Below are 14,025 nucleotides of genomic sequence, written 5' to 3'. Positions count from 1 at the left end.
TCGATGCCGAAACCGGTATCACCCACACGTTGGTGACCACACCGGCGAACGTCAAAAGCCGGTCGAAAACGGCAGCGGAAAAGACATTTCTTGCCCGCCGAGGCATGAATGTCGAGTGGATGTGGTCAGCCTCGCTCATCTTCAATCAAAGGCTGATTTGTTCAGCGTTTCCCTAGGCTGCGATCCCAGGCTCGGAGCAAGACGGGGTCGATGGCGGACGGGGCCGGCGTTGGCGTGCCGCACCGAACGGATGACAATGGAGGGGCGCGGCGCGCGCGCCCACAACCCCGCCAGGAGAGTGCGATGCTATACCGATTCAAGTCCAAAGCCACCGGCGATGTGGTGATGCTCCAACCCAACGGTCGTCGCGTGCTGGAGATCCTGGGCAAGGACCCCGAGGGGCCGGGCATCATCCTGCCGGAGCAGATCCCCGCGGCCATCGAAGCCCTGCGTGCGGCGGTCGCCGCCGAAGAGGCGGAGGCCGAGCGCAAGCGGCAGGAGGCCGAGGCGCAAGGCGAAGAGCCCCCCGTCCCCCCCGAGGAGCGCGTGCCGCTGCGCGCCCGGGTCGCGCCCTTCATCGAGATGCTGCAGCACTGCCAGCGCGAGGGCTGCGAAGTGGTCTGGGGCGTTTGAGCCCCGCGCGGTCAGTCGGCGTACTGGCCCGCGGCGTCGACCACCGCCTTGATCTTGGCCATCTCGCTGGCGACGAAGGCCTTGTGGCCTTCGGGCGTGACGCGCTTGTCGTTCGGCGCGGCGACGATGGCACCCAGCGCTTTTTGCTTCTGGACGAAGTCGGGGTCGCGCAGAGAGGCCCGCAGCGCCTCGTTGAGGCGGTTGAGCACCGGGGCCGGGGTGCCCTTGGGCGCGTACATGCCGTGCCAGATGGTCAGGTTGAAGTCTTTCAGCCCCATCTCCTGCAGCGAGGGGTAGTGCCGCAGGGTGGGGTGGTCGGACAGCGGCTTGGCCGTGGTCACCGCAAAGGCTTTGATGCGTCCACCCTCAATCTGCTGCGTGGTGTTGGTGGTCTGGTCGCACATCACGTCGATGGTGCCGCCGATCAGGTCGTTCATGGCCGGGGCCGTGCCGCGGTACGCGATGGTGGCCATTGACTTGTCGAGCTTGACGGCGTACTGCCACATCAGCCCGCACAGGTGCGAGGCCGACCCCAGCCCGGCATGGCCGAGGTTGAGCTTGCCCTGGTTGGCGCGGATGTAGTTCTCGAAGTCGCGGTAGGTGTTGGCCGGCAGTTGCGGCTTGCCCACCAGCGTCATGGGCACGTCGTTGATGATGCCCAGGTACTCGAAGTCCTCTAGCGGTTTGTAGGGCATCTTGCGGTACAGCGCGGGGGTGGCGGCCATGCCGATGTGCCAGACCAGCAGCGTGTGCCCGTCGGGCGCGGCGCGCGCCACCTTGTTGGCCCCGATCGTGCCGCCCGCGCCGGCGGCATTCTCTACGACGATCGTCGCGTTGTTGAGGTGCTTGCGCATCGTCTCGGCCAACTGGCGGGCGACGGTATCGGTCGGCCCGCCGGCGGCAAACGGCACCACGAAGGTGATGGGCTTGGTGGGGAACTCTTGGGCGGTCGCCGCGAAGGCAACGGTCGACAGCGTCAGGGCGAGTAGCGCTTTCATCGGGGAGGTCTCCGGTCGGTGGAATCAACACGCTGGATACTAGCCCGGATGGCGCGGGTTGCGCCATTCGGGAAACCACACCCCCCTGGGGTCAGATTTCGATCTTGGCGCCCAGCTCGACCACGCGGTTGGCCGGCAGGTTCAGAAAATCCGCCACCGACGCCGCGTTGCGGTGCATACCGGCAAACAGCTTTTCGCGCCAGGTCATCATGCCCGCGCCGCGGCGCGGCAGCACGATCTCGCGTGAGAGGAAGTACGACGTCTCCATGTCGTCCAACTGGACCCCGTGGCCGCTCAGCAGTTGTAGGGCTTCGGGTACGTCCGGGTCGTTCTTGAAGCCAAAGTGCAGCACCACGCGCCAGCAGTCGTGGCCGAGCGGCTCCACCTCCACCCGTTTGTCGAAGCCGATCCAGGGCACCTCGTGGTGGCGCACGGAGACAAAGAGGTTCGTCTCGTGCAACACCTTGTTGTGCTTGAGGTTGTGCAGCAGCGCGTTGGGCGTCACGCCGGTCTCTGCGTTGAGGAAGACCGCCGTGCCAGGCACGCGCGTCGGCGGGCTGAGAAAGACCGAATCCAAAAAGGGCTTGAGATCGATCGCCTCTTCGCGCAGCCGCTGCGCGAGCAACTCGCGCCCGCGCTGCCATGTGGTCATCAGCGTGAACATGACGATGCCGATGGCCAGCGGGAACCAGCCGCCGTGGATCACCTTGACCGCGTTGGCAGAGAAAAACAGCACGTCCACGATCAGGAAGACCCAGGTGGCCGCCACGCACAGCAGCCACGGATAGCGCCACGCATAGCGGATGACGAAGAAGGTCATCACCGTGGTGATCAGCATGTCGATCGTGACCGCGATGCCGTAGGCCGACGCCAGTGCGCTGCTGGAGCCGAACAGCAGCACCGCGGTCACGATGCCGCCATACAGCGCCCAGTTGACGAAGGGGATATAGATCTGGCCCGTGTCGCGCACGGAGGTGTGCAGGATGCGTTGGCGCGGCAGATAGCCCAGCTGCACGACCTGCTTGGTGACCGAATAGGCCGCCGAGATCAGCGCCTGCGAGGCGATGACCGTGGCGCAGGTGGCCAAGCCGATCAGCGGGCCCAGGGCCCAGGTGGGCGCCATCTCGTAGAACGGGTTGCTGACGTTTTCCGGGTGCTGCAGCAGCATGGCACCCTGCCCGAAATAGTTGAGCAGCAGCGACGGCATCACCAGTCCGAACCAGGCCAGGCGGATGGGGCGTTTGCCGAAGTGGCCCAGATCGGCGTAGAGCGCCTCGGCGCCGGTGACGCACAGCACAATCGCCCCCAGCGAGACGAAGGCCAGCCCCGGGTTGTCGACGATGAACCGCAGCGCGTGGTGCGGCAGAACGGCTTGCAGCACCGCCGGATTGCCCCAGACGTGCACGCCGCCCAGCAGCGCCAGCACGAGAAACCACACCGCCGTGATGGGGCCGAACAGCTTGCCGACGCTGGCGGTGCCGCGTTTTTGCACCGCGAACAGTGCGGTCAGCACCAACAGCGTGACCGGCACCACGAAGGGCTCCAGCCCCGGGGCGGCGACTTCCAGCCCCTCCACGGCCGAGAGCACCGAAATGGCGGGCGTGATGATGCCGTCGCCAAAAAAGATGGCGGTGCCGAAGATGCCGATGGCCAGCAGCCGCCTACGCAGGGGCGGGCGGTCCTCCACTGCCATCGAGGCCAGTGCGAGCATGGCCACCAACCCGCCCTCGCCGTTGTTGTCGGCCCGCAGGATCAGCGTCACATACTTGAGCGAGACGATGATCGTCAGCGTCCAAAACACCAGCGACAAAATGCCGAAGATGTTGTCGGGCGTGACCGCAAGATGGCCGTGGGTGAAGACTTCCTTGAGAGCGTACAGCGGACTGGTGCCGATGTCGCCGTACACGACGCCGAGCGCGCCGAGCGTCAGCGCTGCCAGCTTGGAGCCGTCGGCCGCGGAAGAGGAGGGATGCGCCAAGGATCGCCGCGGTGGTTGCGAGGCCGCCATTGTGCGCCCGTCCCGCCACGGATGTGGCGGGATGTTGCGTTGCAGCAACGGTAGCCGCCCGGCGGCCGGTCCGAGGCGGGTCAGTCGTAGGTGCGGGCGTCCTCGATGACCTTGCCGTCGTTGGGCAGCGCGCCGACGGTCAGCAGCTCGACGTCCCCGCGCAGTTTGGTCACGTCGCGCAGCGACTCCTGCAGCGCACGCTGCAGCGCCTCTGACGGGGTGGCGGTTTCCACGCGCAGGGCCATGCGGTCGTCGGCCATGCGGCCGCTAACCACCAGCCGCGCGCGTCGCACCTCGGGGTGGCGGCGCAGTACCTCGGCCACCTGCGAGGGGTGGACGAACATGCCCTTGATCTTGGTGGTCTGGTCGGCGCGCCCGAGCCAGCCACGGATGCGGGTGTTGGTGCGCCCTGTCGGGCACGGGCCGGGCAGGACCGCCGACAGGTCGCCGGTGCCAAAGCGGATCAGCGGATAGTCGGGGTTGAGCGCCGTGACCACCACCTCGCCCACCTCGCCGTCGGGCACGGGGTCGTCGGTTCCGGGGCGCACGATTTCCAGAATTACCCCTTCGTCCAAAACCAGCCCTTCGCGCGCCGCGGTTTCGTAGGCGATCAGGCCGACGTCGGCCGTTGCGTAGGCCTGATAAGCCGCGATGCCGCGCTCGGCCAGCCAGTCGCGCAGGCTCGGTGGGAAGGCCTCGCCGGACACCAGGGCCTTGCGGATGGGCAGGCGCACGCCCGCGGCCTCGGCTTTTTCCACGAGGATGCGCAGAAAGCTCGGTGTGCCGCAGTAGCCCACCGGCTTCAGATCCAGGATCGCGGCGAGTTGCTGCTCGGTGTTGCCCACCCCGCCGGGGAAGACGGCGCAGCCGATCGCCTGTGCGCCGGCTTCCATGATCCACGCGCCGGGCGTCAGGTGGTAGCTGAAGGCGTTGTGGATCAGGTCGCCGGCCTCGAAGCCGGCCGCGGTGAGCGCCCGTGCGCTGCGCCAGTAATCGGTGCCCAGGCCCTCGGGCTCGTAAATCGGGCCGGGCGATTGGAAAACGCGCCGCGCCCCGCGTGCCTGCAGCAGCCCGCGCCAGCCTATCGTGGACAGCCCCGCGAAGGGGTCGCCGCCGGCCGCGCGGCTGGCGTGCTGGCGCTCCATCAGGTCGTGTTTGCGCAGCACGGGCAGGCGCGCCAGTGCGGCGCGCGAGGTAACGCGCGCCGGATCAACGTCGGCCAGGCGTTCGGCCCAGGCCGCGCCGTGCGCGCGTGCGTGGGCGATCAGGTCGGGCAGGGCGGCGAAGAGGGCGGCCTCGCGGTCGGCGGGGGCGCGGGTTTCAAGGGAATCGTGGTAGGCGGGCATGGTGGGCAAACGGCGCGGCGGCGGGCGAACTCGATAGGGGCGGGGGTCAGGCCAGCCAGCGCTTGCGGCGCTTGTAGCTCTTGACGTCGCGGAAGCTCTTGCGCTCGCCACCGCCCATGCCGAGGTAAAACTCTTTGACGTCCTCGTTGTTGCGCAGATCCTCGGCGGCGCCGTCCATCACGATGCGGCCCGATTCCATGATGTAGCCGTAGTTGGCGTAGCGCAGCGCCATGTTGGTGTTCTGCTCGGCGATCAGGAAGCTGACCCTCTCCTTCTGGTTCAGGTCCTTCACGATCTCGAACACCTCCTCGACGATCTGCGGCGCCAGGCCCATCGACGGCTCGTCCAGCAGCACGACGCTGGGGTTGGCCATCAGCGCGCGGCCGATCGCGCACATCTGCTGCTCGCCGCCGGAGGTGTAGGCGGCCTGGCTGGTGCGGCGCGTTTTCAGGCGCGGGAAGTAGGTGTAGACCTTCTCCAAGTTGGCGGCGATCTCGCCCTTGTCCTTGCGCGTGTAGGCGCCGGTCAGCAGGTTTTCCTCGATCGTCAGGTGGGCGAAGCAGTGCCGCCCCTCCATCACCTGCACCACACCGCGCTTGACGAGGTCGGCGGGGGTGAGGTTTTCGATGCGCTCGCCGCGCAGCTCGATCGAGCCCTTGGTGACCTCGCCGCGCTCCCCCTTGAGCAGGTTGGAGATGGCGCGTAGGGTGGTGGTCTTGCCGGCGCCGTTGCCGCCCAGGATGGCGGCGATCTGACCCTCGGCGAGCTGCAGTGAGACGCCCTTGAGCACGAGGATGACGTGGTTGTAGATGACCTCGATGCCGTTGACGGTGAGGACGGGTGCGGGTGTCGTCATGGGGTGACCTCGGTAACGTGGCTGGGTGCGCGAGCACCACACGTCAGCGCCGCGGACCGACGCTGGCGGGTGGTGGCGGGGGCTGGGGAGCGCCTGCCCCCACCGCGGGGGGGTCGGTATGGTCCGACCGACCTCCGCCCGGACCATCAGGACTGGCAGTCCTGCGGCGTGCGGCGCTGCAGCTTCTTCTCGGCGGCGTACTTGTCGGCCGCGGCGCGCACCATCGGCTTGAGAATCTGCTCGTCGGCCTGATACCAGTCGGACGACCAGACGAACTTGCTGCCGTCCCAGGTGTGGATGCGCGCCCAAGCGGCGCCCATGTGATCGGCGCAGCTGGTGGAGATCGGCCGCATCACGCCCTTGAAGCCCAGCGCGTCGAGCTTGGCCTGCGTCAGGTTGAGGTTTTCCAGGCCCCAGCGCACCTGCTCGCCGGTCATCACCTTGCCCTTACCGAAGCGCTCCTGCGCGGCGCGCACGCCTTCGACCGCCAGCATCGCGCTGATCAGGCCGCGCATGTAGAGCACGTCGCCGACTTCCTCGGCCGGGCCGGTGCCTTGGCCCTTCGCATGCACCTTGTCGAGGATTTCTTTGACGACAGGGGCGTCCTTTTCTCTGCCGTGCTGCATCATGATGGCGTTGTAGCCCTTGGCGCCCGCGCCAACGTCCTTGACGTCAGGCTCGGCACCGGCCCACCAGACGCCGTACATCTTCTCGCGAGGGTAGCCGACTGCCTGGGCCTCCTTCAGCGCCGTAGAGTTCATCACGCCCCAGCCCCACAGCAGCACGTAGTCGGGGCGCTGCTGGCGGATCTGCAGCCAGGTGGCCTTTTGCTCCACGCCGGGGTGCGCCACCGGCAGCAGGCTGAGCTGGAAGCCGTGCATCGCGGCGCGCTCCTGCAGCAGCGGAATCGGCTCCTTGCCGAATGGGCTGTCGTGGTAGACCAGTGCGATCTTTTTGCCCTTCAGGTTGGCCAAGCCCCCTTCCTGCTTGCCGATGTGCTGGATGAGCACGTCGGCGGCGACCCAATAGGTGCCCAACAGCGGGAAGTTCCACTTGAACACTTGGCCGTCCTGGCTCTCGCTGCGGCCGTAGCCGGCGGTGATCAGCGGGATCTTGTCGACCGGAGCTTTCTCGGTCAGCGCGAAGGTGATGCCGGTGGACAGCGGCTGGAACACGGTGGCGCCGCCATGCTTGCCCTTGAGGCGCTCGTAGCATTCGACGCCGCGATCGGTGGCGTAGCCGGTCTCGCACTCCTCCCAGTTGATCTTGAGGCCGTTGATGCCGCCGCGCGCGTTGGTCAGCTTCAGGTAATCGACGTAGCCGTTGGCGAACGGCACACCGTTGGGTGCGTAGGCGCCGGTACGATACACCAGGACGGGGAAGAACTGCTCCTTGGCCTGTGCATGCGCAGCGGTTCCCACCAGCGCGCTGGACAGGGCGGCAGTCGCTGCGGCGGCAGCGAGGATCACGGGACGTAGTTTCATGGTCTGTCTCCTAGGGTGGTTGAAGCACGGGTGGGGGAATCGATGATCAGTGCGGGAACGGCCAGATGCGCAGTTTTTGCTTGCCGACGCTCCACAACTTGGCCAGACCGTGGGGTTCGACGATCAGAAACCACACGATCAGCGCCCCAAAGATCATGTATTCGGTATGGGACACCGCCGCGGTCGAGACGTCAATCCCGAACAACCCGCCCAGCCAGGGCAGGAACTGGTTCAGGAAGATGGGCATCACGACAATGAAGGCCGCCCCGAAGAAGCTGCCCATGATCGAGCCCAGGCCGCCGATGATGACCATGAACAGCAGTTGGAACGAGCGGTCGATCGAGAAGGCCGCCGGCTCCCATGAGCCCAGGTGGATGAAGCCCCATAGCGCGCCGGCCACACCGACGATGAAGGAGCTGACCGCGAACGCCGACAGCTTGGCGTACACCGGGCGGATGCCGATAACCGCGGCGGCCACGTCCATGTCGCGGATGGCCATCCATTCGCGCCCGATGGCCGAGCGCACCAGATTCTTGGCCAGCAGGCCGAAGACTACGACGAAGCCCAGGCAGAGCAGGTACTTCTCCACCGGCGTGTCGATGCGCCAGCCGAGCATGCTAAGGTTGGACACCGACACCGAGCCCGACGGGTTGTGGTTGGTGAACCAGCCGATGCGCAAGAAGGCCCAGTCGGCGAAGAACTGCGCCGCCAGCGTCGCCACTGCCAGATACAGGCCCTTGACGCGCAGGCTCGGGATGCCGAACACGATGCCCATCAGCGTGGCGCAAAGCCCGCCGATCAGCAGCGCGACGATCAGCGGCATGCCCTCGAAGCGCACGAAGGCGTTGTAGGCCATGTAGGCGCCGACCGCCATGAACGCGCCCGAGCCGAGCGAGATCTGGCCGCAGTAGCCGACCAGGATGTTGACCCCGATGGCCGCCAGCGACAGGATCAGAAACGGAATCAGGATGGCGCGGAACAGGTACTCATCCGCCAGCAGCGGCACGCCGATGAAGGCGAAGGCGACGAGGGCGAAGATGACCCAGCGGTCCTGCGCGATCGGGAAAATCTGTTGATCCGCGTGGTAGCTGGTTTTGAATTGGCCGTTTTCTCTGTAGAACATGATCCCTTACCTCACACGCGGTCGATGATCTTTTCGCCAAACAGGCCCTGGGGACGGAACAGCAGGAACACCAGCGCCAGAACGTAGGCGAACCAGATTTCGATACCGCCGCCGACCAGGGGCCCCAGGTAGACCTCGGAGAGCTTTTCTCCCACGCCGATGATGAGGCCGCCGACGATGGCGCCCGGCACCGAGGTCAGGCCGCCAAGGATGATGACCGGCAGCGCACGCAAGGCCACAGTGGTCAGCGAGAACTGCACGCCGAGCTTGGAGCCCCAGATCATGCCGGCCACCAACGCGACGATGCCGGCCACGCACCAGACGATCACCCAGATGCGGTTGAGCGGGATACCGATCGATTGCGCGGCCTGGTGGTCGTCGGCCACCGCGCGCAGCGCGCGGCCGGTAGCGGTCTTCTGGAAGAACAGTGACAGCGCCGCCACCAGCAGGGCCGCGATGCCGGCGGCGATCAGATCCTCCTGGTTGAGCAGGATGCCGCCTTCGAACATACCCTCCAGGATGAAGATCGGGTCCTTGGGCATGCCGATGTTGATCTGGTAGATGTCACTGCCGAAGATGGTCTGCCCGGCGCCGTCGAGGAAGTAGGTGATGCCCAGCGTCGCCATCAGCAGCGTCGCGCCTTCCTGGTTGACCAGGTGCCGCAGCACCAGCGCTTCGACCAGCCACGCCACGGCAAACATCAGCAGCGCCGCTACGGCAAACGCCAGCAGGTTGGCCAACAGCAGGCTCTCGAAGCCCAGCCAGCGCGGCAGCCACTCCGAAAAGCGCGCCATCGCCAGCGCGGCAAACAGAACCATCGCGCCCTGCGCGAAGTTGAACACGCCAGAGGCCTTGAAGATCAGCACGAAGCCGAGCGCCACCAGCGAATACAGCATGCCGGCCATCAGGCCGCCGAAGAGGGTTTCCAGAAAAAATCCCATGTTCGTGGCTCCTCAGTGGCTCGTGCCCAGGTAGGCGCGGATGACGTCTTCGTTGTTGCGCACTTCGTCGGGCGTGCCGTCGCCGATCTTCTTGCCGTAGTCGAGCACGACGACGCGGTCGGAGATGTCCATCACCACGCCCATGTCGTGCTCGATCAGCACGATGGTGGTGCCGAACTCGTCGTTGACGTCAAGGATGAAGCGGCACATGTCCTGCTTTTCCTCGACGTTCATGCCGGCCATCGGCTCGTCCAGGAGCAGCACCTGCGGCTCCATCGCGAGCGCCCGGCCCAGGTCCACGCGCTTTTGCAGGCCGTAGGGCAACTGGCCCACGGGCGTCTTGCGGTAGGCCTGGATTTCCAGGAAGTCGATGATGCGCTCCACCACTTCGCGGTGCGCGACTTCCTCGCGCTCGGCTGGGCCGATGCGCAGCGCCTGCAGGAGGAGGCTGCTCTTCATGCGCAGGTTGCGCCCGGTCATGATGTTGTCCAGCACGCTCATGCCCTTGAAGAGGGCCAGGTTCTGGAAGGTGCGCGCGATGCCCATTTCCGCCACCTGGCGGCTGTTCATGTGCTTGAACGTCTGGCCGCGGAAGGTGATCGAGCCTTCCTGCGGTGTGTAGACGCCGTTGATGCAGTTGAGCATGGAGCTCTTGCCGGCACCGTTGGGGCCGATGATGGCGCGGATCTCGTGCTCGCGGACGTTGAACGAGATGTCGGTCAGCGCCTTGACGCCGCCGAATCGCAGGCTGATGTTCTGGACGTCGAGGATGACGTCACCGATTTGCTTGTGGGCCATGGGGCATCCTGAAAGGTCGAAGTGCCGTCGGGCGCGTGCTTTAGGCCGCGGCCTTCAGGGGGGCGAAGGTCTTGGCGTCCACGATCCGCAGGGTCGCGCTGATCTGGCCGGTGCGGCCGTCCTCGAACTTGACCTGGGTCTCGATGTACTGCTCGGTCTTGCCGCCGTACAGCGCGTCGACGAGCACGCCGTACTTCTCGCCGATGAAGCCGCGGCGAACCTTGTTGGTGCGCGTCAGCTCGCCGTCGTCGGCGTCGAGCTCCTTGTGCAGGATCAGGAAGCGGTGGATCTGGCTGCCCGAGAGCATCTGGTCGCGGCTGAGGTCGGCGTTGACCTTTTCCACGCACTCCTGGATCAAGGCGTACACCTCGGGCTTGCCGGCCAGGTCGGTGTAGCCCGCGTAGGGCAGGCCGCGCCGTTCGGCCCAGTTGCCCACGGCCTCGAAGTCGATGTTGACCATCGCGCAGACTTTCTCGCGCCCGTCGCCGAAAGCCACGGCTTCCTTGATGTACGAGAAGAACTTGAGTTTGTTTTCCACGTACTTGGGCGCAAACATGGCCCCGTCGTTGGGCCCGCCCTTGAGGCGCCCCACGTCCTTGACACGGTCGATGATTTTGAGGTGCCCGGAGTTGTCCAGGAAGCCAGCGTCGCTGGTGTGGTACCAGCCGTCGGCGTCCAGCACCTCGGCGGTGGCCTTGGGGTTTTTGTAGTACTCCTTGAGCAACCCCGGCGAGCGCACCAGGATCTCGCCCTGCTCAGACAGCTTGATTTCCACCCCCTCGCACGGCACGCCCACCGTGTCGGCCTTGACCTCGTGGTCGGGCTGCAAGCAGACGAACACGGCCGTCTCGGTGGAGCCATAGAGCTGCTTGAGGTTGATGCCGATGGAGCGGTAGAAGGTGAACAGATCCGGGCCGATGGCCTCGCCGGCGGTGTAGGCCACCCGCACGCGCGAAAAGCCCAGCGTGTTGCGCAGCGGGCCGTAGATCAGGATGTCACCCAGCGCATACAGCAGCCGCTCACCCAGGCCGACCGGCTTGCCGTCCATCAGCTGTGGGCCGACGCGCCGGGCCACGTCCATGAAGGCGTGGAACAGCTTGCGCTTGATCGTCCCGGCGTCCTCCATGCGGATCATGACGCTGGTCAGCAGCCCCTCGAACACGCGCGGCGGCGCAAAGTAGTAGGTCGGCCCGATTTCCTTCAGGTCGATCATCACGGTGCTGGCCGATTCGGGGCAGTTGACCACGTAGCCGCACGCCAGCCACTGCGCATAGCTGAAGATGTTCTGTCCGATCCACGCCGGCGGCAGGTAGGCCAGGACCTCTTCCTTTTCGGTCAGCTTGTCGAACTTGGCGCCCACTTCGGCGCGGTTGAGCAGTGTGAAGTGGGTGTGCACCACGCCCTTGGGGTTGCCGGTGGTGCCGGAGGTAAAGAACATCGCCGCCACGTCGTCCGGGCGGGCCTTTTCCACCTCTTCCTGGAAGAAGTCGGGGTGCTCCTGGCAGAACACGGCGCCTGCGGCCTCGATCTCCTTCAACCCCGCCAGGCCGGGCTCGTCGTAGTTGCGCAGCCCGCGCGGGTCGTCGAACAGGATGTGCGCAAGCTGCGGGCACTGCGGCCGGATCTCCAGCATCTTGTCGACCTGCTCCTGGTCTTCCACGACGACGAAGCGCACCTCGGCGTTGTTGATCGGGAAAACGCATTCGGCCGCCACGGCGTCCTGGTACAGCGGCACCGGGATGGCGCCGAGCGACTGCGCCGCGAGCATGGTGGCGTACAGGCTGGGGCGGTTGGCCCCGATCACCACCAGGTGCTCGCCCCGTTGCAGGCCCAGCTGGTGCAGGCCGGCGGCAATGTGCCGCACGCGGTCGAGCATCTGGCGCCAGGTGGTCGTTTGCCAAATGCCGTATTCCTTTTCGCGCATGGCGGGCGCGTCCGGGCGCGCGCTCGCGTGCTGGATCAGCAGGCGGGGAAATGTCGTTTGCATACAGGCTCCTCTGCCGCGGCGGTCGTGTCAACACGAGGCGGTGCCGCTGTGTTGCCGCAAATGTACGGGTGCGTTTGACGCTGTTCTGTCTGTCCGTTGACAATCTAGGGGTTGCCCTGACTGGGACTTTCCCTAGGTGCTTTCGGGCGCGGGAGAGCGTGGGCGAAGAATGGCGACACCACAGCGGGAGTTCGAGGGACCACCGTGAGCCAAGCCAATCGACTGCGGCAGCGGGCGCGCGCGCTGAGCGCCGCCGAACTGGACAGCATCCCCTGGATCGGGCCGCTGGAACAGCCCGCGCGGGAGCGTGCGCAGGCCGCGCTCGTGGTCAGCGAGGCGGATCCGGGGGACTTCATCTGCCGCGTCGGCCGGCCGGTGACGTACTGGTTTGGCCTGATCGATGGCTTGCTCAAGATGAGCAACGACGACAGCCAGGGGCCGATCATGACCTTTACCGGTGTGGCCCCGGGCGGCTGGTTTGGCGAGGGCACGGCGCTCAAGCGCGAGGCGTACCGCTACAACATCCAGGCGCTGCGGCGCAGCCTGGTGGCGGGGCTGCCGGTGGAGACCTTCCACTGGCTGCTGGACCACTCCATCGGCTTCAACCGCTTCGTGATGAACCAGCTCAACGAGCGGCTGGGCCAGTTCATCGCCGCGCGCGAAATCGACCGCATCACCGATCCGGACGTGCGCGTCGCGCGCAGCCTGGCCAATCTGTTCCACCCGGGGCTGTTTCCGGGCGTGGGGCAGGTGCTGCGCATCACCCAGCAGGAGCTGGCCTACCTGGTCGGCCTGTCGCGCCAGCGCGTCAACCAGGCGCTGGCGCGCTGGCAGCAGGCGGGGGCGATTCGGGTGGAGTACGGGGGGCTGCGCGTGCTGGATCTGGACACGCTGCGCAGCGCCGGGCGCGGGATGGATTGAGGCGGGCCGCGGGCGCACCCGGGGGCGGGTTACAGTCCCGGCATGAGCATGCGTTTGAACAAGCGGCTGGCGGAGCTGGGCCTGTGCTCCCGCCGCGAGGCCGACGACTGGATTGCGCGCGGTTGGGTGCGCGTCAATGGCCAGCCGGCCGTGCTGGGGCAGCTCGTCGGCGAGGCCGACTGCGTGGAGGTTGCGCCGCCGGCGCGCGCGCAGCAGCGCCAGCAGGTCACCATCCTGCTGCACAAGCCGGTGGGCTATGTCAGCGGCCAGCCGGAGGACGGTCACCCCAGCGCCGCGACCCTGATTCGGCCCCAGACCCGCTGGCGCGAGGACCGCTCCCCGCGGCGCTTCGAGCCGGCGCACACCCGTGGGCTGGCGCCGGCGGGTCGGCTCGATATCGACTCCACCGGGCTGCTCGTGTTGACGCAGGACGGCCGGGCGGCCAAGGCCATCGTGGGCGAGCGCTCGGCGGTGGACAAGGAGTACCTGGTGCGCGTGCAGTGGGCCCCGAGCGGCCCCAAGGGCCCCGGGGTGGTGGTGCACAATGTGCAGGCCGTCTTTCCGGCGCAGGCGCTGGCGCGGCTGCGCCACGGGCTGGCGCTGGACGGGGTGCCGCTGCGCCCAGCGCAGGTGGAGTGGATCAATCCCGAGCAGTTGCGCTTCGTGCTCACCGAGGGCCGCAAGCGCCAGATACGCCGCATGTGCGAGCTGGTGGGCCTGCATGTGGTGGGCCTCAAGCGCGTGCGCATCGGCCGCGTCGCGCTCGGGGCGCTGCCGCCCGGCCAATGGCGCTATCTGGGCGAGCACGAGCGCTTTTGAGCGGGCCTTGAAACGGCGGCGCCCGCCCCCACCTGTGCGGCGGCAAGGGGCGCGTGCGCACAGGGTATGCGCGCCCCACCGTCATCGCTTGGACTCTCCGCCTAACCATCG

Annotated in this window: 12 protein-coding genes; 3 read left to right on the top strand and 9 right to left on the bottom strand. The window is 66.8% G+C overall.

Going from position 1 to position 14,025, the window contains the following annotated elements:
• Nucleotides 1–303: 303 nt before the first annotated feature.
• Nucleotides 304–633 (top strand): DUF1840 domain-containing protein, encoded by a 330-nt coding sequence (locus V7026_RS03005; RefSeq protein WP_143968886.1) that lies wholly within the window; start codon nucleotides 304–306, stop codon nucleotides 631–633.
• A gap of 11 nt (nucleotides 634–644) precedes the next feature.
• On the opposite strand, the gene V7026_RS03000 is transcribed toward V7026_RS03005, so the two are convergent.
• The 9 genes from V7026_RS03000 to V7026_RS02960 form a co-directional block, all read right to left on the bottom strand.
• Nucleotides 645–1,631, bottom strand: a complete 987-nt coding sequence (locus tag V7026_RS03000) for a tripartite tricarboxylate transporter substrate-binding protein (protein WP_334153803.1) — start codon at nucleotides 1,629–1,631, stop codon at nucleotides 645–647.
• Nucleotides 1,632–1,722: 91 nt separating this feature from the next.
• A complete protein-coding gene (locus V7026_RS02995; protein WP_443082308.1) occupies nucleotides 1,723–3,609 on the bottom strand; it encodes a potassium transporter Kup in 1,887 nt (628 codons plus the stop codon).
• Nucleotides 3,610–3,719: 110 nt separating this feature from the next.
• The gene (locus tag V7026_RS02990) at nucleotides 3,720–4,985 is read right to left on the bottom strand and encodes a phenylacetate--CoA ligase family protein (protein WP_334153799.1); all 1,266 of its coding nucleotides are present in this window, start codon (nucleotides 4,983–4,985) and stop codon (nucleotides 3,720–3,722) included.
• Nucleotides 4,986–5,031: 46 nt separating this feature from the next.
• A complete protein-coding gene (locus V7026_RS02985; protein ID WP_334153797.1) occupies nucleotides 5,032–5,841 on the bottom strand; it encodes an ABC transporter ATP-binding protein in 810 nt (269 codons plus the stop codon).
• A gap of 146 nt (nucleotides 5,842–5,987) precedes the next feature.
• Nucleotides 5,988–7,325, bottom strand: a complete 1,338-nt coding sequence (locus tag V7026_RS02980; RefSeq protein ID WP_334153795.1) for an ABC transporter substrate-binding protein — start codon at nucleotides 7,323–7,325, stop codon at nucleotides 5,988–5,990.
• A gap of 46 nt (nucleotides 7,326–7,371) precedes the next feature.
• The gene (locus tag V7026_RS02975) at nucleotides 7,372–8,448 is read right to left on the bottom strand and encodes a branched-chain amino acid ABC transporter permease (protein WP_334153793.1); all 1,077 of its coding nucleotides are present in this window, start codon (nucleotides 8,446–8,448) and stop codon (nucleotides 7,372–7,374) included.
• An 11-nt stretch (nucleotides 8,449–8,459) separates the two neighbouring features.
• Nucleotides 8,460–9,389: a branched-chain amino acid ABC transporter permease gene (locus V7026_RS02970; protein ID WP_334153790.1), complete on the bottom strand. Its 930-nt coding sequence runs from the start codon at nucleotides 9,387–9,389 to the stop codon at nucleotides 8,460–8,462.
• A 12-nt stretch (nucleotides 9,390–9,401) separates the two neighbouring features.
• On the bottom strand, nucleotides 9,402–10,187 hold the full coding sequence (locus V7026_RS02965; protein WP_334153788.1) for an ABC transporter ATP-binding protein: 786 nt from the start codon (nucleotides 10,185–10,187) through the stop codon (nucleotides 9,402–9,404).
• A gap of 40 nt (nucleotides 10,188–10,227) precedes the next feature.
• Nucleotides 10,228–12,174 (bottom strand): AMP-dependent synthetase/ligase, encoded by a 1,947-nt coding sequence (locus V7026_RS02960; protein WP_334153786.1) that lies wholly within the window; start codon nucleotides 12,172–12,174, stop codon nucleotides 10,228–10,230.
• Between the two features lie 204 nt (nucleotides 12,175–12,378).
• Between V7026_RS02960 and V7026_RS02955 the strand changes: the two genes are divergently transcribed.
• Nucleotides 12,379–13,095, top strand: coding sequence for a Crp/Fnr family transcriptional regulator (locus tag V7026_RS02955; protein ID WP_334153785.1), 717 nt, complete (start codon nucleotides 12,379–12,381; stop codon nucleotides 13,093–13,095).
• A 48-nt stretch (nucleotides 13,096–13,143) separates the two neighbouring features.
• Entirely contained in the window at nucleotides 13,144–13,914 is a 771-nt protein-coding gene (locus tag V7026_RS02950) for a pseudouridine synthase (protein WP_443082309.1), read from the top strand.
• Nucleotides 13,915–14,025: the final 111 nt, after the last annotated feature.

This window comes from Tepidimonas sp., assembly GCF_036825565.1.
In the GTDB taxonomy this organism is placed as follows: domain Bacteria; phylum Pseudomonadota; class Gammaproteobacteria; order Burkholderiales; family Burkholderiaceae_C; genus Tepidimonas.
The sequence above is the reverse complement of the archived record's forward strand: the minus strand, read 5'-3'. Positions and strand labels throughout refer to the sequence as shown.

Bases quoted from the DNA above. Each gene is read 5' to 3' on its own strand.
- V7026_RS03005 (WP_143968886.1), top strand. From the start codon at position 304: ATGCTATACCGATTCAAGTCCAAAGCCACCGGCGATGTGGTGATGCTC.
- V7026_RS03000 (WP_334153803.1), bottom strand. From the start codon at position 1,631: ATGAAAGCGCTACTCGCCCTGACGCTGTCGACCGTTGCCTTCGCGGCG.
- V7026_RS02990 (WP_334153799.1), bottom strand. From the start codon at position 4,985: ATGCCCGCCTACCACGATTCCCTTGAAACCCGCGCCCCCGCCGACCGC.
- V7026_RS02985 (WP_334153797.1), bottom strand. From the start codon at position 5,841: ATGACGACACCCGCACCCGTCCTCACCGTCAACGGCATCGAGGTCATC.
- V7026_RS02980 (WP_334153795.1), bottom strand. From the start codon at position 7,325: ATGAAACTACGTCCCGTGATCCTCGCTGCCGCCGCAGCGACTGCCGCC.
- V7026_RS02975 (WP_334153793.1), bottom strand. From the start codon at position 8,448: ATGTTCTACAGAGAAAACGGCCAATTCAAAACCAGCTACCACGCGGAT.
- V7026_RS02970 (WP_334153790.1), bottom strand. From the start codon at position 9,389: ATGGGATTTTTTCTGGAAACCCTCTTCGGCGGCCTGATGGCCGGCATG.
- V7026_RS02965 (WP_334153788.1), bottom strand. From the start codon at position 10,187: ATGGCCCACAAGCAAATCGGTGACGTCATCCTCGACGTCCAGAACATC.
- V7026_RS02960 (WP_334153786.1), bottom strand. From the start codon at position 12,174: ATGCAAACGACATTTCCCCGCCTGCTGATCCAGCACGCGAGCGCGCGC.
- V7026_RS02950 (WP_443082309.1), top strand. From the start codon at position 13,144: ATGCGTTTGAACAAGCGGCTGGCGGAGCTGGGCCTGTGCTCCCGCCGC.